Origin of the sequence: Streptomyces luomodiensis (genome assembly GCF_031679605.1) — a bacterium.
Classification (GTDB): Bacteria; Actinomycetota; Actinomycetes; order Streptomycetales; family Streptomycetaceae; genus Streptomyces; species Streptomyces luomodiensis.
The window spans coordinates 6,551,526-6,575,518 of the sequence record NZ_CP117522.1 but is presented as its reverse complement, the minus strand read 5'-3'; the positions used below and the strand labels follow the sequence as shown (position 1 = coordinate 6,575,518).

The following is a 23,993-nucleotide window of genomic DNA, read 5'->3' as shown; positions in this document are numbered from 1 at the left end:
GGGTCGCTGATACCCGACTGCTTCACGATGGGCGCGAGGCTTGAACCACCGCATACTGGGCCTGACGGTGCGCAACTTCCGCACCCTGACCGACACGACACTGCCTCTCGGGCCCTTGACCGTCATGGTCGGGCCCAACGCGTCAGGTAAGTCCAACGTCCTGCACGCCCTGGAGTTCCTGGGGGATGTGTCCCGGAAGGGGATCGAGCCGGCGCTCGAAGAGCGCGGGGGGTTTGATGTTCTGGCCTTCCGTGGCGGCCGTAAGCCTGTAGGCAAGATCACCGTCGGCATCGAGGGCATCTGGTCCGACTTCGCGACCGAGGAAGCTCCGGACCGCTACGAGCTGAGTGTCTCCCGGCGACGGCGTCCCGAGCCACACCACCGTGACCACGCTATCTCACGAGTGGAGCAGTTCGTTCAGCATCCGAAAGCGGAGACTGAAACGTCGGTTGAGCTGAAGAGCAGTTCCGTCGTCGTCACTAGTCTGTCGGAGACCGGCCGCCATAAGGCTCAGGCCAGCGTCGAGAGAATGGCATCCGCCCTTTACCAGCATCACATCCTGCCTTTGTCGGACAACAGCCCGTCCGCCCAGGCTATTGGTGAGGTGCGACGGCACCTCTCCGAGATCCGAGTGTTCGACCCTGATGTGCGCGCCGCCAGGAAGCCTTCGGCGGTCAGCGAACAGGGGCCGCGCCTGAAAGGTGACGCCTCCAACCTGGCGGACTTTCTGCTGGGCCTTCGGGAGCACCGTGATGCATGGGAACTCCTCCTGGATGACGTCAGGACGGTGGTTCCGCAGATCCGCAATATCCAGGTAACACTCGTCGCGGGCTCCAGCCGAGCCGAAGTGGAGCTGGAAGAAGAATGCCTACGTGGGCGCACTCGACTCTCGGACGCCTCGTGGGGCACCGTCCGCATCCTGTGCATGCTCGCAATCTTCCACGACCCGAATCCGCCGCTGCTCACGTGCATCGAGGAGATCGACCACGGAATCCACCCACACGCGCTGGGATTGCTGGCGGAACGGCTTCGAGAGGCGAGCGAGCGGAGCCAGTACCTGGTCACCACGCATTCGCCGATCTTCGTCAACAAGCTGAAACCTGAGGAGTTCGTCCCCTGCGGGCGTCGCGCCAGTGGGGCTTCCGTCATTCCTGCTCGCAGGCCGAAGGACATTCGCAAGGTCATCGAGGCATCCGAGTACGAGCCGATGGGAGACCTCTGGTATTCCGGCTCGCTCGGAGGTGCGCTGTGACACCCCGCCACCCTGGCAGGAGATCGCCGGTCATCGTGGTCGCCGGCGAGAGCCGGAACGACCGCGCAGTTCTCAAGAAGCTCATACCCGCTCTCTACCCCGGGGCGTGCCCCAGGGTCGAAGAGATCAACGACGAGATTAAGCTGGCGGCGGCGATCAACCAGCTCAGTCCTCGGGTGGAGGTAATCCGCAAGAGGGCATTAGCGAAGGCTAGAGACTGCAGGGCAGACCTGGCCGGGGTCGTGGTTCACGCAGACCTGGACAGCGTGGCTGACGAAAGCTACGACAGAGTCCGAGAAAGAGTCACGGCACAACTACGACGAGGCCTTCCTTGTAACTCCGCTCTGGCGCTGGCCGCGGTCGAGATGGAAGCGTGGCTCATGCAGTTCCCCGATGCCTTCCCCAAGGTCAAGCCCGGCTGGGCCATGCGCGCCGAAGACTGCCGCAAGGATCTTGCGCTCCTGCCGAACCCGAAAGAGCATCTCAAGAAGCATCTGGGAAAACCGCTGTATCTCGAATCGCATTCGCCATTGATCATGGAAGCGGCCGTCCGCCACGGTCATGTCAGCGCCCGTCCGAGCGGCAACAACCGGTCATTCCGGGACTTCGCCGACGAACTGGCAGGTTGGAAGAAGTAAGTATCAGGGTCGTTGCCTGGCTCACCGTGGCAGGGCTGTCAGCAGGTCCCTATACCGTGGTACCGATCACCTGGGCACCGGCATCGCAAGGGGGACCGTCGTGAAGCCCACCCTGGCCGCCGCGCAGCTGCGCGGCAGTCTGACGCAGTACCTCACGACGACGTACGCCCTCGCCGACGAGGACACCCGCAGCGCCCTCGAGCGCTTCCTCGGGCATCCGGAGACCGGGATCTTCCGGGGGCCCTACCTGCGGATCAGGACGCCGTTCCACCTCGCCGAGGACGGCTGGCAGCAGGACATGGAGTGGTCGGCCGGCTTCCCCGGCTTCGTGCCGTGGCGGCACCAGGCGAAGGCGTGGGCCCGGCTGTCCACGCTGCGCGGGCCCGCCCGGCCGACGCTGGTGACGACCGGCACCGGCTCCGGCAAGACCGAGTCGTTCCTGATTCCCGTCCTGGACCACTGCCGGCGGCAGAAGGCCGAGGGGCGGGGCGGGATCAAAGCTGTGCTGCTGTATCCGATGAACGCGCTCGCCACCGACCAGGCGGGGCGCATCGGGGAGTACCTGGCGCGCCCGGAGCTGGCCCAGGTGACCGCGGGCCTCTACATCGGCGACCGGCCCGACACCGACTTCCGGCGGGTGATGACGCGCCGGGAGGAGATGCGGGCCTCCCCGCCGGACGTGCTGATCACCAACTACAAGATGCTCGACCTGCTGCTCCAGCGCGGGGAGGACCGGAGCCTGTGGGAGGGCGCCGACCTCACCTATGTGGTGCTGGACGAGTTCCACACGTACGACGGGGCGCAGGGCACCGATGTCGCGATGCTCTTGCGCCGGCTGGCGGCCGCCACCGGCGCGTCCCGGCCCGGCCGGCCGCTGGGGTCGATCTGCCCAGTGGCGACCTCGGCCACGCTCGGCGAGGGGGCGCCGGGCAAGGAGGCCGGGGGCGTCCTCGACGTGGCGGCGCGGGTGTTCGGGATGCCGTTCCCGGCGGACGCGGTCATCGGTGAGGAGCGGATGACCGCCGACGAGTTCACCGGGTCCGTGGACTACGAGCTGGAGGAGCCGCCCTCACCCCAGGAGGTGGTGGCGGTGTCCGGTGGGCCGGACGTGGAGGCCCGGCCCGACCTGCTGGACCTGGACGCTCTCGCCACGCGGCTGCTGGGCCGCTCCGGTCTGGACGCCTTCCGCATCGGGCGGCTGCTGAAGCGGCACGACTTCACCCACGGGGTGCTGTCGCTGCTGAACGGGGAGCCGCTGGACGAGTGGGCGCTACGGGACCGGCTGGCCCGGTTCGGCTACTCCTGGGGCCGCACCGCGCGGGAGAACCCACGGCTGGTGCTCCAGGCGCTGGGCCGGTTCGTGGCGCTGCTCTCGGCGGCCCGCGACCCGGAGTCCGACGAGCGCCGGCCCCGGCCGCTGCTGCACATCGAGGCGCATCTGTGGGTACGGCCCGTGACGCGGGTGCTGCGCGGGGTGGGGCGCACGCCGGAGTTCCGGTGGTACGAGGACGACCGGACCGCCGCGCGGCGGGCCGCGCTGAGCGCCGTGCCGCCCGGCGACGAGGACCCGGACGCCTCGTCCGGGAGCCGGCCGTCGTCCTCGGCGGGACGACCGCAGCCGCTGCCCGGTGCCGACACGGCTCCGCGCCCGGCCCAGGTGCACCTGCCCGCCGTGTACTGCCGCAACTGCGGCCGCTCCGGGTGGGCGGCGCTGTCCCCGGAGGCCGACCCCCAGCAGTTGGTGATGGCGCAGGACCGCATCTGGCGTGCCGCGGTGGGGCGGGACAAGCGGCGCGTCCGCTACTTCATCTCCGCCACCGAGAGCGAGTGTCAGCAGGCGCTCGACGCGCTGACCGGTGCGCGCCCGGCGGACGGCAGGACCGACCCGCTGTCGGTGGTCGTGCTCGACGGCGGGCAGGGCACCTACCGGCTGCCCACCGCCGGGGACGACGGCGAGCTCGTCGACGCCTGGTTCGCCCTGGCCCTGCTGGACAAGAAGACCGCCGACCGCGCGGCACGGGACGACCGCTGCCCGGCCTGCCATACCGACAACAGCATCCGCTTCCTCGGCACGGCGAAGGCGGCCCTGGCCTCGGCGACCGTGACGCAGCTTTTCACCGGCGGCGACATCGCGCTCGTGCCCGAGGAGCGCAAGACGCTGCTGTTCAACGACTCCACGCAGGACGCGGCGCACCGCGCCGGGTACGTCGCCAACGCCTCGTACAAGTTCTCGCTGCGTTCGCTTCTTGCCCACAACCTGGACGAGTCGGGGGCGCCGACCGCGCTGAACGACCTGATCGGCCATGTCCTGGACTCGGTGGACGACCCGGAGGCGCTGGCCGCCGTGGTGCCCCCCGACCTGCACGACGAGCCGGGCGTCGACCGTCTGCTGTCGGGTCGCGGCACCGGCGACGCGCGGACCTGGAAGCTGATCGGGGAGCGGCTGGCGTTCGCGACCGTGATGGAGTTCGGGCTGCGCAGCCGCATGGGGCGCACCCTGGAGCTGACCCGCACCGCGGCCGCCGAAGTCAAGGTGGCCGAGCCGGACCGCATCACGGACCTCGCCCGTGACCTGCATCTGTCCCTGCCCGGGCAGTTGCTGGTGGGAGGCGGGCTGCCCACGCCCGAGCGCTATCTGGCGTACGTGCGGGGGCTGCTGGAGCGGCTGCGGACGCGTGGCGCGGTGCGGCACCGCTGGCTGGACACCTGGATCAAGGAGGCGGGCAGCCACCGTTACCTCATCTGGGGGCGCAGGCCGGACGGCATGCCGGCCTTCCCCGAAGGGATCGCCCCGCCGCGCTTCCTGCTGGACGGGCAGAAGGACCGGACCGAGTTCGACGCGATCACGGGACGCCTGGGCTGGTACCAGGACTGGACCCGCAGGTGTCTGGCGCTGGACGCCGCCGGGGCCGCGGAGTATCTGCGCAGGCTGCTGCCCGCCCTCGCCGAGGAGCGGGTCCTGGCCGTGCGGACCGCCCACGACCGGCAGACCCGGGTGTACGGGCTGCAGCCAGGGCACATCGAGGTGCGGCTGCTCGACGACGCGGTCGTCAACAAGGCCTTCGTCAGTTGCGAGGACTGCGGCTGGCAGCAGGTCGTCGCGCCCCAGCGGCGCACGCGCTGGTACGGGCACCCCTGCCCCCGGTACCGCTGCAAGGGGCGGCTGACCGCGCCCCAGCCGGGGTTCTCCCGGGCCGGCGGCGCCGTACAGGAGCGGGATTACACCCGCGACTACTACCGCCGTCTGTATCTGACGGGCGGCACGTTCCGCGTCGTGACCGCCGAGCACACGGGCATGCTGAGCCGCCCGGAGCGGGAGCGGGTCGAGCGCTCCTTCAAGGCGGGAACGCACTACACCGACCCCAACGTGCTGTCGTGCACGCCGACGCTGGAACTCGGCATCGACATCGGCGAGTTGTCGGCTGTCCTGCTCGGTTCCCTTCCGGCCGGGCCTGCCAACTACGTACAGCGCGCCGGGCGGGCCGGCCGGCGCACGGGCAACGCGCTGGTGGTCGCCTTCGGTGGCCGCAAGGCACGCGATCTGTACTACCTGGACGAGCCGACGGAGATGATCGCCGGCACGATCCTGCCGCCGGGCTGCTATCTGTCCGCGGTGGAGATCCTGCGCCGCCAGTACACGGCCCGGCTGCTGGACCTCGCGGCCCGTGGCGAGCTGCGGACCTCCGACGGCGAGGTGCTGACGCCGCTCCCCCGGCTGTCGTCAGCCCTGTTCGGGGCCGGTGGATGGTGCCAGGACCTCGCTGACGCCGCGCAGACCCACGGCGCGAAACTCGTCGAGGAGTTCCTGGCCCTGTTCCCCGACGGCAGCGACGGGCGGGACCCCGACAGCTCCGACGGCGCGGCCGTGTCGGCGTACGCGGCCGAGGAGCTGAGGGCGTACGCGACCGGCGGCATCGTGCGCGCCCTCCAGGAGGCCGAGGAGGACTGGACGGGGCGGCGCGAGGAGCTGCGGCGCAGGATCATCGCGATCGACGAGGCCGCCGGGCATCTGGCCAGGTCGGACGACACGCAGGACCGGGAGCGGCGCGAGCTGCTGGCCGAGCGCCGCGGCGCGGGGGACCTGCTGCGGGAGCTGAGCCAGTCGAGCGCCCACGCCACCCTGGTGGAGCTCGGCCTGCTGCCCAACTACAGCCTGACCGACACCACCACGCAGCTGGAAGCGACGCTGTACTGGTCGGAGACCCCGGGCGAGGACGACGGCCCGCGGGAGGCGGGCACCGAGGAAGGACCGGCCCGCAAGATCTACCGCAGTGAGACGCGGGACTACGAGCGGTCCCGCAAACTGGCGCTCACCGAACTGGCCCCCGGCAACAGCTTCTACGTCAACGGCTACCGGCACGTCGTGCGGGCCCTCGACATCGGGAGCCCCGAGCGCCGGGCCTGGTCGGTGTGGCGACTCTGCCCGGCCTGCGGCTATGTACGCACCGAGGACGCCGAGCACGACACCGCCCCGTGCCCGCGCTGCGGCGGGCGGGAGATCGCCGACGCGGGCTGTGTGCAGTACGTACTCCAGCCCAGGCGGGTGCTCTCCCGCGACAAGCGGGACGACGCGCGGGTGCGGGACGACCATGACGAGCGGGAGCACAAGTACTACGCGGTCCTCACCACCGTCGACATCGACCCGGGCCGCCTCGCCCCCGGCTCCTGGCGGCACGACACCGCGGTCTTCGGAGTGGACTTCACCCGTCAGGCGAAGATCCGGACGTTCAACCTGGGACTGGACCGCGAGGACGGCAGCAGCACGGTGCCGGTGGCGGGACGGGACGTGCGGCTAAACCCGTTCTTCGTCTGCACCAGCTGCGGCGGGGCGACGGCCGACGGACGTCCCGTGGTGGACGTGCCGCAGCACGCGCTGACCGAGTCGGGGGCGGCGAGCACCCCGGCCGCGACGCACCACCTGCTGTGGTGCCCGCGCCGCCGGGTCAGAGGGTCCACGGCCGGTGCGGACGGGCAGGGCAGGGGGGAGGACGTGCCGCTGCTGCTCGCCCATGAGCTGACCACGGAGGCGGTGCGCATCCTGCTGCCCGCGTCGGTCGCCCGGGCCAAGGAGCGGCTCGCCTCGTTCACCGCCGTGCTGTTCGCGGGCATCGCGGCCCGCTACGGCGGCGACCCGGACCACATCGACATCGCCGAGGCGACGATGCCCGACCACGCGGGCGACGCGGACACCGAATGGCCGAGGCGCTTCCTCGTCGTCTACGACCGGCTGCCCGGCGGGACGGGCTACCTGCACCGGCTGGCATCCGCCGAGGGCTTCCGGGAGGTGCTCCTCAAGGCGCGGGACGTCATCGAGGGCTGCCCGTGCCGTGAGAAGGGTCTCGACGGCTGCCACCAGTGCCTGCTGCGGCGCGTCCCGGCCGCCGACTACGACAAGGTGAGCCGCAACGAGGTCCGGCAGATGCTCGACGAGCTGCTCGGCGCCGACGGTGACGGCTGGCGGACCTCGCCGGTCGCGACAACGCGGCACATCCCGCTGCAGCGACAGGCCGAGAGCGACCTGGAAATCCTGTTCGTCGAGGCGCTCCAGGACTGGGCGAAGCTGGCCGAGTCCCGGGCCACCGCGGACAGGTACACCACGTCGGCCGGCACCTCCGCCCTCGATCTGCGGCTGACGGCGGCGGACGGCACGACCGTGAGCTGGCGCGTCTCCCAGCAGCGGGCACTGGACGGCACCCGGCCCGATTTACTGCTGGAGCGGCTCGACGCCCCCGGCCCACGCGTGGCCCTGTACCTCGACGGATACGCCTACCACGCCACCCGCGAGCACAACCGGCTCGCCGACGACGCCATGAAACGCACCCGGCTCAGGGCTGAGGGGCTGCGGGTGTTCCAGTTGACCTTCTACGACGTCAAGGAGTGGCGTCAGCAGATCAAGGACACCGGGTACGCGCCGACGGGGCCGAGCGATCCGGTGTGGGAGCCGTACGGCACCAACGGCCGGAAGCGTGCCCGTGACTACTACGAGCGTGTGGGCCGGGGCCTGCCGGGTGAGCTGGCCGAGACGGTGTGGGTCAATCCGGCCTGGCTGCTCCTGGCCTATCTGCGTGCCCCCGATCCGGCGCGCTGGCAGCGGCGGGCGGAGGCGGTGGCCGCGGGCATGAGCGGGACCGACGGGATCCGTGCCGCCGCCCTCGCCGGCGAGAGGGTCGGCGAGGGCCTCCGGGAGGCGCTGCGCGGCGGCGCCCCCTCCGGGACCGCCGGGCCGGTGCGGCTGTTGTCCGGCCTGGACGCGTCGGGCTGCCGTCTGGTGCTGGCCGCTGACGGCAGGCGCACTCCGCCGGTGTGGACGGGGCTCACCGTCCTGGACGACGGGGACGCGGCTCTGGCCGACGGGCAGGCGCACAAGCGGCGCTGGCGGGCCTGGCTGTACTGGAGCAATGTGCTGCAGTTCCTGGAGCACGGCGGCGGTGACAGCGCCCAGTTGACGACCAGCATGCTCGACGGCTTCGCCGCCGAGGTGCTCACCGTGACGGGCGGCGTCGGCTGGCTGCCCTCGACATGTGTCGCGGTGCCCGCGCAGGCGGGAGAACCCGCCGCCGTCATCGCGGCGCCGCCCGTGCCCGCCCGCTCCGTCGACGAGGAAGTCCCGGCGCAGCCCCAGGCCGACCCCGGCCGGGCGGCCACGGGCTCGGGCCCGGAGCGGGACCCGGGCTGGGACCGGGTCATCGAGTACCTCGACCCGGAGGAGCCGGGGCTCGCCGGCCTCGCCCACGCGCTGGCCGACGCCGGGGTGCCCGCCCCGCAGGACGGCTACGAACTGGACGAGCACGGATGGCAGGCCGAACTGGCCTGGTCCGACGCGCGCGTGGGAGTGGTCCTGGCCCCCCGCCCGCACGACGACGAGCCGGACCAGGAGGCGGAGGACCGGGACAAGGCATTCGCGGCCGCGGGCTGGGAGGTCCGCACCGCCGCCGCATGGGACCGGGCCCGGCTGATCGCCCGCCTCACCGGTCAACAGCAGAACAGCACGGTCACCAGCGACGGGGAGTCGAAGCGATGAACACCTCGGGCGTCACACTGCGCCTGCTCGACAAGGCCGACAAGGAGATCCGCAAGCTCCCCCGCACGGTCAAGGGTGCGTTCTTCGACTTCCAGCACAAGTTCAGGACCAACCCCCATACCGCCGGGCTCAAACTCCAGCAGCTCAAGGGCGACAGCAGGCTGTGGTCGGCGCGGGTCAACGACGAGTACCGCGCACTGCTGCTGCGGCTCGCCGAGGACGACTGGCTGATCGTCTCCGTCAAGCACCGCAAGGACGTCTACGACCGCATGTCGTACGGCGTCAACCAGGTCACCGGCGGTATCGAGTACGTCGACCTGGAGGTGGTGGAGGACAGCATTCTGCGCCGGCTGCCCGCCCCGCCCTCCTCAAAGCCCGCGCCCGCCACACCCCCGCCGCCCGCGTCCCTGGAGCCGACACCGGCACCAGCGCGGCCGCTGTTCGCCGACTGGACCGATGAACAGCTGCTGCAGCTGGGCGTCGCCGAACCGCTGCTCCCGGTCATCCGCACGCTCACCACCGAGGACCAGTTGCTCGGCCTGGTCGAGTACGCGCCGCAGCTCACCGGCGAAGTGCTGCTGTCGCTGTTCGACGGGGCGTCGTTCGAGGACGTACTCGACCAGGTCACGAAGCCGGTGGCCGCCACCGAGCCGGTCGACCCGGAGGACTTCGGAGCAGCCGTACAGCGCCCGGCCACGGTCGTCACCACGACGGACGAGGCTCTTCGGGAAGCCTTGGAGAGCGGCGACTTCGGCCGCTGGAAGGTCTTCCTGCACCCCACTCAGGCCAAGCTGGTCGAGCGGCGCTACAACGGCCCCGCCCGGGTGGGCGGCGGCCCCGGCACCGGCAAGACCATCGTCGCGCTGCACCGGGTGCGGCATCTCGTGCGGCAGCTCTCCCCCGGCCGCGACAAGCCCGTCCTGCTGACGACCTACAACAAGAACCTCGCCGCCGACCTGCGCTCCCGGCTGCTGGAGCTGGGCGGGGAGGAACTGCTGGCCCGGGTCGAGGTGAGCCACGTCGACCAGCTGGCGCTCCGCATCGTCCGGGAGGCCGAACCCGGCAACGGCAAGCAGACCATCGACGACAGCCAGGCCGTACGGGAATGGCGCGCGCTGCTCGACGAGCTCGGCGAGAACACCTGGGACCCGGAGTTCCTCCACGACGAGTGGACTCAGGTCATCCTCGGACAGGCCGTCGGCACCCGCACCGAATACTTCCGAGCCCGGCGCGCCGGCCGCGGGCGGAACATCGGCCGCGCCGAGCGCGCCGAGATCTGGCAGCTCTGTGAGCGTTTCACCCAGCGCCTGGACCGTCTCGGGCGGCAGACCTGGGACCAGGTGGCCGAGCGCGCCGCGCGACTGGAGATGGGCCGCGAACAACGCATCCTCAGCATCGCCCGGCAGCGGGAGGACGCGGGCGGCCTCGACAACATCCACCTACAGGACGGCTCGGGAGGATGGCTGCGCTACCGGTACCGGCACATCGTCGTGGACGAGGCCCAGGACCTGCGACCCGCCCACTGGAAGATGCTGCGCGCGATGACCCCGCGGGCCGCGGACGATCTGTTCCTGGTCGGCGACACCCACCAGCGCATCTACAAGAACCAGGTGACGCTCGGCAGTCTGGGCATCAACATCCGTGGCCGGTCCTCGAAGCTGAGCCTCAGCTACCGCACGACCCGGCAGATCCTGCGCTCCGCCCTGGGCGTCCTGGGGGAGACGACGTACGACGACCTCGACGGCAGCGAAGAGACCCTGGCCGGCTACCGGTCGGTGCTCAGCGGCAGCCGCCCGGCCGGGCACCCGTTTCCGGACTGGGCCTCGGAGCGGGAAGGCATCGCCGCTCTCATCAAGGAGTGGGACGCGGCTGCGGAGCCGAGTACTCCGCACGAGCAGATCGCGATCTGCGTGCCCACCAACCAGATGGCGGCCGAGGTGGGCTACACGCTCAAGCTGCAGGGCATCCATTCGGTGGAGATCCGTTCCGACGGTCCGCACGGCACCGACGGCGTGCACATCGGCACCATGTTCCGGTTCAAGGGACTGGAATACCAGCGAATGATCATCGCTGGTGTGACGGATGGTCTCGTGCCCAGGGAAGCCGTCAACGCGTTGCGCGATACGGACCCCGTGCGATACCGGCACGAGATCCAGCGAGCCCGTTCCCTGCTCTTCGTAGCGGCTACCCGAGCGCGCGACACCGTGGATCTCTTCTGGCACGGGAAGCCCAGCCCATTCCTGGGCTCCTCGCTGGCAGACGCAGGAGAGAGTAGCGGCTGATAGGACCGACGAGGTCAGACCCAGGTGACCGGGGCGGTGCCGCCTTACAGGCAGCGGCACCCCGGTCCCGGTTCGCACTCACAGGCTCTGTTGACGGAACCATTCCAGCGTCTCGGCGAACCGGACCAGCCCGCCCCCGCGCAGGACGCCCAGCGGAAAGCTCGGCCGTCGTCGGGGCAATTCCGCGTCGGGGACGGTCAGCGTCACTCCGGGAATCGCCCGGATCCGGTCGCGGAGTTCCGCGAGCAGCGCCGGCCTGGTGAAGGGCTCCCGCCTCGCCAGGTAGGCGAAAACGACTTCGACCACTCCGGATCGCGGATAGATGGTCACGGGCCAGATCGCCCCCTGCGGGCCGCTTCCTTCGCGCAGCATCGGCGCGCAGCTCGTCTCCTCGGCGGCGCCGTATGCGAGCCGCCCGCCATCCGCCTCCCACTTACGCAGCAGGGTCAGCAGCCCCTCGGCGAGGTCGGGGTGGTGAGTTCTGAGCAACTTGCCGAAGTTCTCCGCGCGGTCGGTGACAGCGCCCTCGGATGCCGCCGCGGCCTCCTCTTCCGTCTCACGGGGCCTGTCAAGTCCGGCCAGATCAGCCAGCTCTTCCGTGGTCAGCCTCTGCTCGCGGTGAGCCACCGCGCCGTTGAAGCGGACGCCCTCACGCTCGAGCGCCTCCCGTTGGGTCTCCTTACGGCCGTCGAACCAGGCGAAGTCGGGTGAAGAGGTGCCGTCGGCCCGGAGCACCCGATGGGGGTTGGGAACATCGGTGCGGGTGGCCAGATAACTTCCGACCGTCTGGGGAGAGCCGGCTCCCGTCACCGCGGCGAGGTCCTTGTAGGTGGTCCACCTGCCCGAGGGCAGGCCCGCCAGCACCTTCCTCAGCCTCAGCCACTCCGAGCGCTCCCCGGACTGACCGTCGTCACCCGCGACAGGTCCGGGCCACATGCGCACGGCGCGATCGGCGAGCCGATCGGCGCGGCTGAGGATCTCCTTCCTCCCCCAGCGCGCGGTGGCGGCGATCTCCCGGTTCATCCGCAGGGCGCTCTGCTCGAAGATCTGTTGCTTGCGCTCGTAGGGGTGGTTGGACAGGCGTGTGTTCTCACCGGTGAGGGTCAGATTGCCCAGAGTGTGAACTAGCGTCTCGTGCAGCTCCTCCGCCCGCTCCCCCTCCTCGGCGTCCTCGGCGAGCATGGCGAGCCATTCCTGTCCGGGCCGCTGCGGAAGCACGTGCTCGATGGTCGCCCAGGCCCGCGAGAAGTCGACCGGCTCAGGAGCCATGTAGTCCTCCTCGAACCGCCTGAGCACGTAGCCGCGGTGGCGGCTGCTGCCCTGCCAATAGAAGGGCTGGGTACGGATCGCCTCGCGCAGTTCCTCGTCCCGTGGCCACCCTCGCCGCAGGCCGGACAAGTAGCGGCGCACCGCCTCTGGCAGCGAACGGTCCCGCTCGATACCCGAAGGCAGCGTGGCAAGAATCTGCCGGACGCTGTGCGACGGTTCCCGACAGATCATGCGCCGAACCAGGAAGCTTTCCACAAAGGTGAGCGCCTCGACGGCCTCCCTGGGCTCGACCGTCCCGTGATCCACTCGGTCCAGCACATAGAGGGTCGGCGGGTAGTGAGCTTCCCCGCCCCATTGGACAAGACGCTGCAGCACCGCCCGCAACTCGAGGTCGGGCTCACGCTCGGGCTCGAAGACCCGCATGAGCAAGTGACCGAGACGCCGGAGTCGAGCCAGGTCGTCCCGTAGCCCGTCCTCGCCAGAAGTCGTTACTATCTGACCCATTCGCCGCTTTTGCCCCTGGTAGACCTCACTGATAGGGACCCGCGACTGTCCCTGCAGAACGAGGTCCAGCCACGCCAGGGTCGTCAGTCGCTCCGGTCCGAGTTCGGTCTGCAGGGGAAGCCAAATCTTGTCGTACACATGCTCGCCTAGACGCGGAAGCTGCATGAACACGTAGTTGCGCAGCAGGTCGGCCTGGCTCAGCGGCTTGCCTGTGTTGTTCAGGGACTCGAAGATCCGAAAGGCGTTGTCCTGTGGCCCGGCGGTGATCGTCACCAGCGTGAGGCGGTGCCGCAAGGCCTGGTCGATGTGACGAACAGTATCCCACTTGCCGGCGGGGTCATACTCAGCGAGCGCCGCCAGGAAGAACCGGTAGGCGACGCCAATGCTGTCGTCCCCACCCGCCCGAGGATCGTTGTCCACACACGCGAGGTACGAAGGCCGGTCGGCCTGTGTCGGCAGCAGACGGTAGGTGTCGAGGCCGCCGTAGTCCTCTTCGTTGACCAGATACCGACGATGGATGAGGTCCGCTTTGCCCATGTCGAAGGCAAGCACGTGATCACGAAGGGCGCAGGCAAGCAGCATCAGCGTGGTCAAACGCTGTTGACCGTCAATGACGACCCAGCGTTGCACGGTGTCGGGCATAGGCGGCCGGGGATCCAGCACCAGTGAGCCGAGGAAATGGCCGCTGGACGCCTGCGATGCATCCGAGCCGGCCGTCGCCTGCTCCACCAGGTCGTCCCACAACCGCTGATGGTCGTTGACATCCCAGCTGTAGGTGCGCTGATAGAGCGGAACTTGAAACTGGTTGTCCCCCTGGATCAGCCGCTCGAACGTTGTCTCCCGCGCTTCCACCGATCCTCCGCCTCCCCCTGCGCCAGAACCTTCCGCCCGACGTCCCCGGGCTGACAACCTAACGAGAATTCACCGCGGGAGCAGAGCTGCCTGTGCATTTTCGGGGTTCTCCGCCATCTTGGCCGAAACCCGTGATACGCCCGGCACTCTGCCCAATAGGTGGGCCCGTACGGTCTGCGGACGCCGGACATTCAGCCACACCGATGGAACTACCGGGCCAGCCAGAAAACAGTCCGAATCACAAGCTCACCGACCCCGGCCAACGGCTCCACACTCCCCCATGTACCGGGTCCTCCGCCGGGGACACTTCACCCGAGGTGCCAAAGGACACCACACCCAGCTAAGACGCTGAGTGGGGTCTTCGCGCATGCGCAGCCGGGCGCCACCGAACGCAGCCCCATGACAAGGATCACGCGGTGACCGTGTAATGATCTGGAGCAACTTTCCGCGTGGCCCAGAGAACGACGGCCCGCTGTTTGAGTTGGTGAGACGCTGAGACGCCTGAGCGGGCTTGGCAACATGGCGTGCGCCCGGCTCGTCGGCCTGGGCTCAACCGGACGACGTGAGCGAGGACCGCACGCCGAACCACTGCTCGGCGCCGTACTCCTCGAACCGCTCCACCTCGGTGAACCCCAGCTTCGCCGCGAGGCGCATCGCGCGGTCGTTGGCGGTCTGGGTGCAGAGCACCACCGGCTCACCGGGAAGTGCGTGGGCGAACCAGTCGAGTGCCGCTGCGCACGCCTCGGCGGCGTACCCGCGTCCCCACGCCTCCGGCAGGAACATGTAACCGAGCTCGGCCTCCCCGGCATCCGGACGGACATGTCCCGGACGTTCCGCATCGCGACGATCGAGCGTGACCGTGCCGATCATCGCTCCGTCGAGATCGACCACGAAGAGGCCAGGGCGTCGCCCGGGTACCTCAGGCACCGCGCGTTCGAGCTCATCACGCGGTCGAGGGCCACCGAGGTAGGTGCGTACCTCCGGCGATGCGAACAGCTCGATGAACGCCGCACGGTCCCGGGCCTCGGACTCGCGGAGCATGAGCCGTTCGGTCCTTATCGGGGCAGGTGGCCAGGCGACGGGTCCGAGTCCGGTCATGGCGGGCAACCTATCGCACGCTCGTGAGAGTGATCCGAAAGAAAAAGCCTGTCTGTGCTGTCCGGGCACGTCGGTGACGGGCGACTCGCCGTGAAGTGGTGCTTGTACCGTCGGCGTCGCCCGGCTCGCTCGCCGGGTCCTGGTGGGGGCTACCGCGTCAGTCTGGGGCCGTCGGGGTGTCGAGTAGATCGCGCATCGACTCTGCGGCGCGGGCGGCGGCGTCTGCGCAGCAGTTGTTGAACAGGGCGTGGACCTCGTCGGCCCGGTCGGCCATGTCGCGGAGGCGTGGGATCCACTCCGTCAGTTCCTGTGGGGTGTAGGTGTGTCGGAAGCGTTCCTCCTTGGTACCGGTGCCCCAGGCCTCATTGCGGCCGTGGAAGCGCGCCACCGCCAGGCGGGGTGAGGTGACCGGGGTGACCGGGGGTATGGAGGTGGGCAGGGTCTGCGTCATGTCCACGGCTACGGCGGACATGCCCCAGTCCTTGAGGGCCGCCGTCGTCTCAGCCCGCTCATCGTCCTGCCACCAGCCGGGGTGCCGGAACTCCACGGCTACGGGCCAGCCTGCCGTACGCCGCGCGCATTGGGCGAGGAGGGTCTTGGCCCGTGGGTCGGTGGGGGCGAACCAAGGTGGGAACTGGAAGAGGAGGGTGCCGAGGCGTTGGGCTCTCCGCAGGGGTTCGAGCGCGCCGCTGAAGCGCTGCCATATGTCGTCCAGGAGTTTCGGATCGGTCTCCGTGTGTCCCGGCCGGTGGCCCCGTCGCCCGGCCAGTGCGGGGCGCAGATCGGCGGGCAGGGCGTTCGGGGCCGTCGGGTGGCCGGTGAGCAGGGAGAACGCCTTGACGTCGAAGCGGAATCCGTCCGGGGTGCGCTCGGCCCACAATGCGCTGTTACGGGCGCTGGGCAGGTTGTAGTACGTGGCGTCCACCTCCACCACCGGGAATTGGGTGGCGTAGTGCCGCAGCCTTCCCTCCGCGTCACGCAGCCCCGGCGGGTACCAGCCGCTGGACAGCAGAGCGCGGTCCGTCCATGAACAGGTGCCGGTCAGAATCGTGCCCATGCGCTGCCGACTACCCCGGGTGGGGTGGGTGGCACCGTGATGGGCCCTGCTCACGCCGCGAAGTAGTGGGACTGGTCCAGGTCGGCCAGCAGCGGGGGACGGGTGGGGTTCCAGTTCAGTTGTTGACGGGTCAGGGCGCTCGAGACCGGGTTGTCGACCGAGAAGAAGTGACCGATCCAGCCGAAGTGTTCCTCGGCTTGTTCGGCGGGCACCGAGGCCACCGGGAGGTTCAGGCGCCGGCCGATGACGTCGGCGATCTGCCGGGCCGGTACGCCCTCGTCGGCCACCGCGTGCAGCCGCGCACCCGGTTGCGCTTCCTCCAGCGCCAGCCTGTAGAGCCGTGCGGCGTCGAGGCGGTGTACGGCGGGCCAGCGGTTGGAGCCGTCGCCCACGTAGGCCGAGACGCCTTTCGTGCGGGCGATGCCGATGAGCGTCGGGACGAAGGCGCGGTCGCCCTCACCGTGGACCGAAGCCGGCAGCCGCACCGCCGATGTCCGTACCCCGCGCGTGGCCAGCGACAGGGCCGTCTCCTCCGCGGCGATCCGCACCGCCGAGGCGGAAGCTGGGTCGGCCGGGTCGTTCTCCGTCCCGCGTTGTCCTGGGGTGAGCAGGAAGGTGACGGAAGTGGTCACGAACGGTCGGTCGGAGCCCGCGAGCGCAGCGCCGAGCGTCTCGACCGCGCGCCGGTCCGTCTGGGCGGCGCCCGCGTAGTCGGAGAAGTCGTGGACGAAGGCGGCGTGGATCACGCCGTCGGCCGCCGCCGCACCGCTGCGCAGGCTGTCCAGGTCGTCGAGCGCGCCGCGGTGCGCCGCGGCACCGGCGGCCGAGAGCGACGCGGCGGCCGCGTCCGAGCGGGCGAGGCCGAGGACCTGATGTCCGGCGTCCAGCAGTTCACGGACGATGGCGCTTCCGATGAATCCGGTCGCGCCGGTGACGAACACGCGCATGGCAAAGCACCTCAAAGGGGAGGGAGTTCTGGCCGTCCACGCCACCGCGTGGAACTGGTGACCATGGTGCGAGCGAGTGGCGCCGTGGGTCCAAGACCCGTTTTGTGCGGCGGTCATGCGTCATCGGGCATGACCGCAGCTCAGGGCGGGATCGCCGGCGGCCGCGGGACCGCCGTCGGCCGCGTGGTCCGGGCATTACCATCGAGGAGTGCCCGATTCACACGCGTCGGCAGTGGGCCAGGAACTGGACCTGGACCTGCGGCTGATCCGGTACTTCACCGTCGTGGCCGACCACCGGCACTTCGGTCGTGCCGCGGCCGCGCTGCATCTCGCACAGCCCCACCTGAGCCGGCAGATCCGCCGCCTCGAGGACCAGATGGGCGTTCGGCTGCTGGACCGCGACTCGCAGGGCACCCGGCTCACCGAGGCCGGAGAGGTCTTCCTGCCCCGGGCCAAGGCCCTGTTGCGCTCGGCCACCGACGCCCTGGCCTACGCACGGGCCGCCGCCCGGCCCAGCCGGATCACCATCGGATACGCCACGGACCTCATCGTCACCCCCGCCGTACGCGAACTGCGCCACCGCCACCCGGACGCCGACGTGCGCACCCTGCATCTGGGCTGGAACCAGATCCCCACGGCGCTGCTGGAGCACCGGGTGGACGCGGTGGTGACCCGGTTGCCGCTGTCGGCCGACCAGTTGCGGGTGACGGTCCTGTACGACGAACCCCGGGTGCTCGTGGTGCCGCTGGACCATCGGCTGGCCGGCCGGGCATCGATCAGGCTGCACGACATCGCGGACGAACCGCTGCCCCGGATGCCCGACCCCACCTGGAACGCCTTCTGGCGCGTCGACCCCCGGCCCGACGGCAGCCGCGCGCCCGACGGCCCCCTCGTCGACGCCATCGAGGACAAGCTCGAACTCATCGCCGCCGGGCAGGCCGTGTCCATCGCCCCCGCCGGCGTACGCGGCAACCTGCGAGCCGACCTCACCACGGTCCCCATCGAGGACGTCGAACCCGGGCGGGTCGTGCTGGCCACCCGCGCCGACGACCACAACCGGCTGCTCGCCGCCTTCCGCACGATCGCCACAGCTCGCCTGGTCGGGCCTGGGGTTGGGGCCGGGGTCGGGTCTGGGGCTGAGGCTGGGGCTGGAGCTGGGTCTGGGGTCGGGGCTCGTCCTGCCCTTGGGGCCGGCCCTGGTGTCCGGGCCGTGCCCTAGCTGTACTGACCGGGCGCGTTGGTCCTTCCTCGTATGCCACGGGACGACAGGAAAGAACTCACGGCTGCGCTTGCTTCGGCAAGGTGAGGATTTCGGCTCCGTCGTCGGTGATGGCGATCGTGTGCTCACTGTGTGCGGTCCGGCAGCCTGTCGCACTGCGGAGCGTCCACCCATCGGCGTCGACGACGAGCTCGGCGGTGTCCGCCATGACCCACGGCTCCAGTGCCAGCAGCAGCCCAGGGCGCAGTTTGTAGCCACGGCCGGGTCGTCCGGTGTTCGAAACGTGCGGGTCCTGGTGCATCGTTGATCCGATGCCATGGCCTCCGAACTCGGTGTTGATCGGGTACCCCGCCTCGCTGAGGACCGTGCCGATGGCATGGGAGATGTCGCCGATGCGAGCCCCGGGTCCGGCAGCGGCGATCCCCGCGGCCAGCGCGCGTTCGGTCGCGCTGATGATCGCGACGCTCTCCGGGGACTTGGCCTCGCCCACGATGAAGCTGATGGCGGCGTCTGCGGCGATTCCGGCTTTGGAGACGGCGAGGTCGAGCGTCAGCAGATCGCCGTCTGCCAGCGTGTAGTCGTATGGCCTTCCGTGGAGCACGGCGTCGTTGACGGCCGTGCAGATGTAGTGGCCGAACGGGCCACGTCCGAAGGACGGCGCGTAGTCGACGTAGCAGGACACTGCTCCCGCCTCGGCGATCATGGTCTTGGTCCACCGGTCGATGTCCAGAAGGTTCGTGCCGACCGTGCTGCGGCTCTTCAGCGTGTGCAGGATGTCGGCGACCAGGGCACCTGTGTCTTTTGCTCGGGCCAGTTCGGTGGGGCTCAGGATCTCGATCATGTGGCGCCCTTCTTGCGCTACCAATAACTATACCGGCCATACTATACCGGTACTAGAATCGGAGCCATGGTCAGGTTGCCGCTCACTCCCGCAGAGGTCGAACGCGGACAGCGCCTCGGCGCCCTCCTACGTCGGGCCAGGGGGGAGCGCTCGATGCTCGACACCGCACTGGACGCGGGCGTCTCACCGGAGACCCTCCGGAAGATCGAGTCCGGTCGCGTGGCCACCCCCGCCTTTCCGACCATCGCGGCGATCGCCGATGTCCTCGGCCTTTCCCTCGACGCGGTGTGGGCCGAGATCAACCAGCCTGACGGCGAGGTCGAACCCACAAGACCAGCTCGCACCGCACGCGAGCGGTTGGCCTCGTGAGTCCCGGGCCGCGGCTCCGTTGAACCGGCGGCTCCGTTGAACCGGCTCAGGGTCCGTAGCGTTCTCGCAGCTGCCCGCTCAATGGTGTCTTGTCATGAACGCGGAAATTTTTTATTGGGCGTCTCGCGCCCTCGGACTGCTGGCCGCGGTGTTGCTGTGCCTGATCCCGTGGTCCACCACCGCGAGCGCCCATGGATCGGTCGTCGACCCCGCGTCCCGCAACTACGGCTGCTGGCTGCGGTGGGGCAGCGACTTCCAGAACCCCGAAATGGCACAGCTGGACCCTATGTGCTGGCAGGCGTGGCAGGACAACCCGAACGCCATGTGGAACTGGAACGGGCTGTACCGCAACGGCTCTGCCGGTAACTTCCCCGCCGTAATCCCGGACGGACAGCTGTGCAGCGGCGGCCACACCGAGAGCGGCCGCTACAACTCGCTGGACACGCCCGGCGCCTGGCAGATGACGAACGTCGGCAGCAAGTTCACCGTGAAGCTGTACGACCAGGCCAGCCACGGCGCGGACTACTTCAAGGTGTATGTGACCCGGCAGGGATACGACCCCACCACCCAGCCGCTGAAGTGGAGCGACCTGCAACTCATCACCACCACCGGCAAGTACGCGCCCAGCAACAACTACTCGATCGACGTCAGCACCTCCGGCTACACCGGCCGCCACGTCGTCTACACGATCTGGCAGGCCTCGCACATGGACCAGACGTACTTCCTGTGCAGTGACGTGAACTTCGGCTGAGGGCACCCCACGGGGCAGGCACCCCCACCACGCCCCCGCCGGACGCGTCCTGTCCGGTAGGGCTGATGTCTACTCCGTCTACTCCGTCTCCGTCACCTCGATCGTGGCGGCCTTGTCGTAGAAGGACAGATGGTCCTTGATCTGCGCCACCTGCTCCTTCGGCTGCGGGTACGCCCAGACCGCGTCCGGCCGGGGCTCCGTTGCGTCGCCCGCCGCGCCGCGGTAGGTCCAGTAGGCGGCCTCGCCCTTGAAGGGGCAGGTGGTGTGGGTGTCGGTGGGCTCGAAGAGGGTCAGGTCCACGTCCTCCGGCGGGAGGTAGTAGCGGACCGGGAGGCCGGTCTCGTGGACCAGCAGGGGGTGGGTCGTCTCGGCGACGACGCGGCCGTCGATGGTGACCGTGACGTGCTGCGAGCCGCGTTCCACGGCCACGCGGTGTCCGCCGCCGGTGCCGGTCGTCGGGGGGTGCGAAGCGGGGGTGGGCATGTCGTCCGGCCTCCTCCGTGTGTTGGGTGTCCGGAGTGTTTGCCTGTCTGTCTGCGGCAACGCACTCGGCGCCGCCGTCATTCCGGAGATCGGCGTCATTCCGCGGAACGTTCTGCCTCGCTCGGCTCGCTCGGCTCGCGGGGCCAGGCCCGGCCCTCCTGGCGTTCCACCTCGCGGTTGAAGCGGGTCAGGACGTCCTCCAGGCGGGCCACGTCCTCCGGGGGCCAGGACTCCAGCAGCCGGGACAGGTCGGTCTGCCGACACGCGCGTTCCGCCGCCATGCGGTCGGTGCCCTGCGCGGTGATGCGGAGCTTACGGGCCAGGCCGCCGTCGGGGTCCGGGATGCGTTCGACGAGGCCGGCCCGGAGCAGGGCGCCGGTCTGGCGGTTGACGGTCGAGACGTCCAGCTGGAACGCGTCGGCCAGCTGGCCGATGGACATCGCTCCCTCGGCGTCGAGGCGGGAGAGGAGCAGATAGCCGGAGCGGTCCAGGCGGGTGGTGCAGGTGGCGGGTGCCGTACCGGCTTGCGTCGCGGCGCTCGTACCGGTCGCGGGATTCGTAGCGGTCGCGGGATTCGTAGCGACCTTCTTCGTCGCCGCCCGTTCGCCCGTCGCCGCCCGTTCGCTCGTCGTCCCCCGTTCGCCCCTCGTCGCCGGTTCCACGGAGCCGTCACCCGCCTCCGCGGCGGCAGGGACCTGGCCCTTGCGGTCGCGGGGTGTCAGCACTGAGCACCTGGCCACCAGCATCAGCTCGCGTTCCAGCCGCTCCAGCCGCCGATCCAGCACGATTCCTCCTCGCCTCCCCCGCGCTCATCTCTGGAAATGTGCACGATACACATCCTGTGTAGGATGCACATCTCTCATGCTTCCATCAATTTCCTCAACCTTCTTTGGAGGCGGCATTCGCATGCCCCAGTCAGCCCCACCCCGCGTCGCGGAACCTCTGAGCGCAGCGCCGCCCGGCACACCGCTTCCGCGCGAGGTCGGCGGCGGCTTCGTGGCGGTGCTCGCGTTCTGCGGCATCGCCGTGTCCGTGATGCAGACGCTGGTCGTCCCGCTGGTCACCGAGCTGCCCCAGTTGCTGCACACCACCAGCTCCAACGCGTCCTGGGTGGTCACCGCCACCCTGCTCGCCGGTGCCGTCTCCACCCCGGTCATGGGCCGGCTCGGGGACATGTTCGGCAAGCGCCGGATGCTGATGGTCGCGCTGGCGCTGATGGTCATCGGCTCGCTGGCCTGTGCCGTCACCTCCAACCTGGTGATGATGGTGATCGGCCGGGCGATCCAGGGCGGGGCCATGGGGGCCATTCCGCTCGGCATCAGCATCATGCGGGACGAGCTGCCGCCGCAGAAGCTGGGCTCGGCGATGGCGCTGATGAGTTCGTCGCTGGGCATCGGCGGTGCGCTGGGGCTGCCGGCCGCCGCGTTCGTGGCGCAGCACACCAGCTGGCATGTGCTGTTCTACGGGGCCGCGGGGCTGGGCCTGATATCGATCGCCCTGGTGCTCGCCGTCGTCCCGGAATCCTCGGTCCGCACTCCCAGCCGCTTCGACATCGTCGGCGCGCTCGGGCTGTCGGCCGGGCTCGTATGCCTGCTGCTGCCCATCACCAAGGGCGGTGACTGGGGTTGGGCGAGCGGCACCACGCTCGGGCTGTTCGGCGCGGCCGTGGTGATCCTGCTGCTGTGGGGCGTCTTCGAGCTGCGCACCGCCGAACCGCTGGTCGACCTGCGGACCACCGCGCGGCGTCAGGTGCTGCTGACCAACCTCGCCTCGATCATGGTCGGCTTCTCGTTCTACGCGATGTCGCTGCTCCTTCCGCAGTTGCTGCAACTGCCGAAGGCCACCGGTTACGGCCTGGGCCAGTCGATGGTCATGGCGGGGCTCTACTTCGCCCCGATGGGCGTGGCGATGATGCTGGTCTCCCCGCTGTCCGCGCGGATCAACGCCGCGAGCGGGCCCAAGGTGTCGCTGATCATGGGGTTGATCGTGATCGGCGCGACCTACGGGGCGGGCCTGGTGATGATGGACCACATCTGGCAGATCGTGGTGCTGTCCACGGCGCTCGGCGTCGGTATCGGCATCGCGTACTCGGCGATGCCCACGCTGATCGTCAGCGCCGTTCCGGCGGCCGAGACGGGTGCGGCGAACGGGCTCAACACCCTCATGCGGTCCATCGGCATGTCCACCTCCAGCGCCGTGGTGGGCGTGATCCTGGCGCACCAGACCACGGACTTCGGCGGGATCGCGCTGCCGGGCAAGGACGGCTTCAAGACCTCGTTCATGGTGGCGTGCGCGGCCTCGGTCGCCGGTCTGCTGATCGCCCTGTTCCTGCCCGCGCGGCGCCGCGCCGGGCTGACGGCCCCCGTGGCGGGCTCGGCTCCCCTGGCCGCCTCGGCATCCGTGGCCGACTCAGCCCCCGACACCGCCCCGGTCCCCGTGGCCGCTTCGGTCTCCGTGGCCGCTTCCCACCCCGTGACCGGCCCGGCTTCCGTCGGTGCGGAGGTCGGTGCGAGGGCCGGCACGGCGGTCGGTGCGGAGGTCGGCGCGGAGGTCAGCGACGTCCCGGCGGACGCGTCCGCCCTGACCGGCGGCGTCATCCACGGCCGTGTCCTCGGCCCCGGTGACACCCCGCTCGCCGACGCCGCCATCACCCTCATCGACACCAGCGGCCGTCAGCTCGGCCGTACCGTCACCGGCCCCGACGGCCGGTACCGCGTGCCCGCGCCCGACGCCACGAGCGTCGTCCTCATCGGCTCGGCCGCCGGATACCAGCCGCAGGCCGCCACGCTGCTGGTGGCGGACCCGCCGGTGGTCTGCGATCTGCGGCTGTCCGGCGGGGGCGGGCTGACCGGTTCGGTACGGGCCGTCGGCGGCGAACCGCTGACCGGTGCGACCGCCACGGCCATCGGGCCCGAGGGCGACGTGGCGGGATCGGCGGCCGCCGACGAGAAGGGCGAGTTCGCGCTGCCGGAGCTGGTGCCGGGGACGTACACGCTCACCGTGGCCGCCGCCGGGCACCGGCCGTACGCCACCCAGGTCGAGCTCACCGCCGGTGAGCCGGTGCGCGTGGACGCCGAGCTGCGGCCCGCTGCCCGGGTCCGGGGCACCGTACGGGACCGGGACGGCCGGCCGCTGGGGGACGCACGGGTCTCGCTGCTGGACGCCACCGGCGACGTGGTCGGGCAGGTCATCACCGGTGCGGACGGGGCCTTCGGCTTCGAGTCCCTCATCGGCGAGCACTACACGGTGGTGGCCAGCGGCTACGCACCGGCCACCCAGCAGATCACGGTCGGCGGCCAGGAGGGTACCGAGCGGCGGGACGTGGACTTCCTGCTGGGCCACGGCGAGGAGTGAGACGGCGCCTTGGCGCAGGCACGACACGTTCAGAAGTGAGTCATAGGGAGCAGCGC

At 70.1% G+C, this 23,993-nt stretch carries 15 protein-coding genes; 8 read left to right on the top strand and 7 right to left on the bottom strand.

The genetic code is table 11. From position 1 onward, the window contains the following. Positions 1-40 precede the first annotated feature (40 nt). The 4 genes from PS467_RS27800 (at position 41) to PS467_RS27785 (ending at position 11,193) form a co-directional block, all read left to right on the top strand. Positions 41-1,252 carry an AAA family ATPase gene (locus PS467_RS27800; protein ID WP_311037531.1) on the top strand — a complete coding sequence of 404 codons (1,212 nt, stop codon included), beginning with the start codon at positions 41-43 and terminating at the stop codon, positions 1,250-1,252. A gap of 35 nt (positions 1,253-1,287) precedes the next feature. Then, positions 1,288-1,890: a hypothetical protein gene (locus PS467_RS27795; protein ID WP_311037530.1), complete on the top strand. Its 603-nt coding sequence runs from the start codon at positions 1,288-1,290 to the stop codon at positions 1,888-1,890. 100 nt (positions 1,891-1,990) lie between these two features. Beyond that, positions 1,991-8,911 carry a DEAD/DEAH box helicase gene (locus PS467_RS27790; RefSeq protein ID WP_311037529.1) on the top strand — a complete coding sequence of 2,307 codons (6,921 nt, stop codon included), beginning with the start codon at positions 1,991-1,993 and terminating at the stop codon, positions 8,909-8,911. Next, the gene (locus tag PS467_RS27785; protein ID WP_311037528.1) at positions 8,908-11,193 is read left to right on the top strand and encodes a UvrD-helicase domain-containing protein; all 2,286 of its coding nucleotides are present in this window, start codon (positions 8,908-8,910) and stop codon (positions 11,191-11,193) included. The genes PS467_RS27790 and PS467_RS27785 overlap by 4 nt, the downstream gene beginning before the upstream one ends. A gap of 78 nt (positions 11,194-11,271) precedes the next feature. Here the strand turns inward: PS467_RS27785 and PS467_RS27780 are convergent, their stop codons facing one another. The 4 genes from PS467_RS27780 to PS467_RS27765 all read right to left on the bottom strand — a co-directional run bounded on the left by PS467_RS27780 (position 11,272) and on the right by PS467_RS27765 (position 16,920). Beyond that, complete coding sequence (locus tag PS467_RS27780; RefSeq protein ID WP_311037527.1) at positions 11,272-13,818, bottom strand: GmrSD restriction endonuclease domain-containing protein; 2,547 nt, start codon at positions 13,816-13,818, stop codon at positions 11,272-11,274. Between the two features lie 549 nt (positions 13,819-14,367). After that, complete coding sequence (locus tag PS467_RS27775) at positions 14,368-14,916, bottom strand: GNAT family N-acetyltransferase (RefSeq protein WP_311037526.1); 549 nt, start codon at positions 14,914-14,916, stop codon at positions 14,368-14,370. A 157-nt stretch (positions 14,917-15,073) separates the two neighbouring features. After that, the gene (locus PS467_RS27770; RefSeq protein WP_311037525.1) at positions 15,074-15,973 is read right to left on the bottom strand and encodes a DUF72 domain-containing protein; all 900 of its coding nucleotides are present in this window, start codon (positions 15,971-15,973) and stop codon (positions 15,074-15,076) included. Between the two features lie 50 nt (positions 15,974-16,023). Then, the gene (locus PS467_RS27765; protein WP_311037524.1) at positions 16,024-16,920 is read right to left on the bottom strand and encodes an SDR family oxidoreductase; all 897 of its coding nucleotides are present in this window, start codon (positions 16,918-16,920) and stop codon (positions 16,024-16,026) included. 208 nt (positions 16,921-17,128) lie between these two features. Here PS467_RS27765 and PS467_RS27760 point away from each other — a divergent pair, with 208 nt between their 5' ends. Continuing rightward, a complete protein-coding gene (locus PS467_RS27760; RefSeq protein WP_311037523.1) occupies positions 17,129-18,139 on the top strand; it encodes a LysR family transcriptional regulator in 1,011 nt (336 codons plus the stop codon). 58 nt (positions 18,140-18,197) lie between these two features. Here the strand turns inward: PS467_RS27760 and map are convergent, their stop codons facing one another. Then, complete coding sequence (map, locus tag PS467_RS27755) at positions 18,198-18,980, bottom strand: type I methionyl aminopeptidase (RefSeq protein ID WP_268974417.1); 783 nt, start codon at positions 18,978-18,980, stop codon at positions 18,198-18,200. Between the two features lie 66 nt (positions 18,981-19,046). Here map and PS467_RS27750 point away from each other — a divergent pair, with 66 nt between their 5' ends. Both PS467_RS27750 and PS467_RS27745 read left to right on the top strand, forming a co-directional pair. Then, complete coding sequence (locus tag PS467_RS27750; protein ID WP_311037522.1) at positions 19,047-19,349, top strand: helix-turn-helix domain-containing protein; 303 nt, start codon at positions 19,047-19,049, stop codon at positions 19,347-19,349. 94 nt (positions 19,350-19,443) lie between these two features. Next, positions 19,444-20,100, top strand: a complete 657-nt coding sequence (locus PS467_RS27745) for a lytic polysaccharide monooxygenase auxiliary activity family 9 protein (RefSeq protein ID WP_311037521.1) — start codon at positions 19,444-19,446, stop codon at positions 20,098-20,100. 78 nt (positions 20,101-20,178) lie between these two features. Here the strand turns inward: PS467_RS27745 and PS467_RS27740 are convergent, their stop codons facing one another. Together PS467_RS27740 and PS467_RS27735 are read right to left on the bottom strand one after the other, a co-directional pair. Further along, entirely contained in the window at positions 20,179-20,583 is a 405-nt protein-coding gene (locus tag PS467_RS27740) for a DUF427 domain-containing protein (RefSeq protein ID WP_311037520.1), read from the bottom strand. A 95-nt stretch (positions 20,584-20,678) separates the two neighbouring features. Next, a complete protein-coding gene (locus PS467_RS27735) occupies positions 20,679-21,368 on the bottom strand; it encodes a MarR family winged helix-turn-helix transcriptional regulator (RefSeq protein WP_311037519.1) in 690 nt (229 codons plus the stop codon). 121 nt (positions 21,369-21,489) lie between these two features. Between PS467_RS27735 and PS467_RS27730 the strand changes: the two genes are divergently transcribed. Then, complete coding sequence (locus tag PS467_RS27730) at positions 21,490-23,937, top strand: MFS transporter (protein WP_311037518.1); 2,448 nt, start codon at positions 21,490-21,492, stop codon at positions 23,935-23,937. The last annotated feature ends 56 nt before the right edge of the window (positions 23,938-23,993 follow it).

What these genes read in the sequence shown, in the direction of transcription:
- PS467_RS27785 (WP_311037528.1), top strand. Translation starts at nt 8,908, where the DNA reads ATGAACACCTCGGGCGTCACACTGCGCCTGCTCGACAAGGCCGACAAG.
- PS467_RS27775 (WP_311037526.1), bottom strand. Translation starts at nt 14,916, where the DNA reads ATGACCGGACTCGGACCCGTCGCCTGGCCACCTGCCCCGATAAGGACC.
- PS467_RS27770 (WP_311037525.1), bottom strand. Translation starts at nt 15,973, where the DNA reads ATGGGCACGATTCTGACCGGCACCTGTTCATGGACGGACCGCGCTCTG.
- PS467_RS27765 (WP_311037524.1), bottom strand. Translation starts at nt 16,920, where the DNA reads ATGCGCGTGTTCGTCACCGGCGCGACCGGATTCATCGGAAGCGCCATC.
- map (WP_268974417.1), bottom strand. Translation starts at nt 18,980, where the DNA reads ATGATCGAGATCCTGAGCCCCACCGAACTGGCCCGAGCAAAAGACACA.
- PS467_RS27750 (WP_311037522.1), top strand. Translation starts at nt 19,047, where the DNA reads ATGGTCAGGTTGCCGCTCACTCCCGCAGAGGTCGAACGCGGACAGCGC.
- PS467_RS27745 (WP_311037521.1), top strand. Translation starts at nt 19,444, where the DNA reads ATGAACGCGGAAATTTTTTATTGGGCGTCTCGCGCCCTCGGACTGCTG.
- PS467_RS27740 (WP_311037520.1), bottom strand. Translation starts at nt 20,583, where the DNA reads ATGCCCACCCCCGCTTCGCACCCCCCGACGACCGGCACCGGCGGCGGA.
- PS467_RS27730 (WP_311037518.1), top strand. Translation starts at nt 21,490, where the DNA reads ATGCCCCAGTCAGCCCCACCCCGCGTCGCGGAACCTCTGAGCGCAGCG.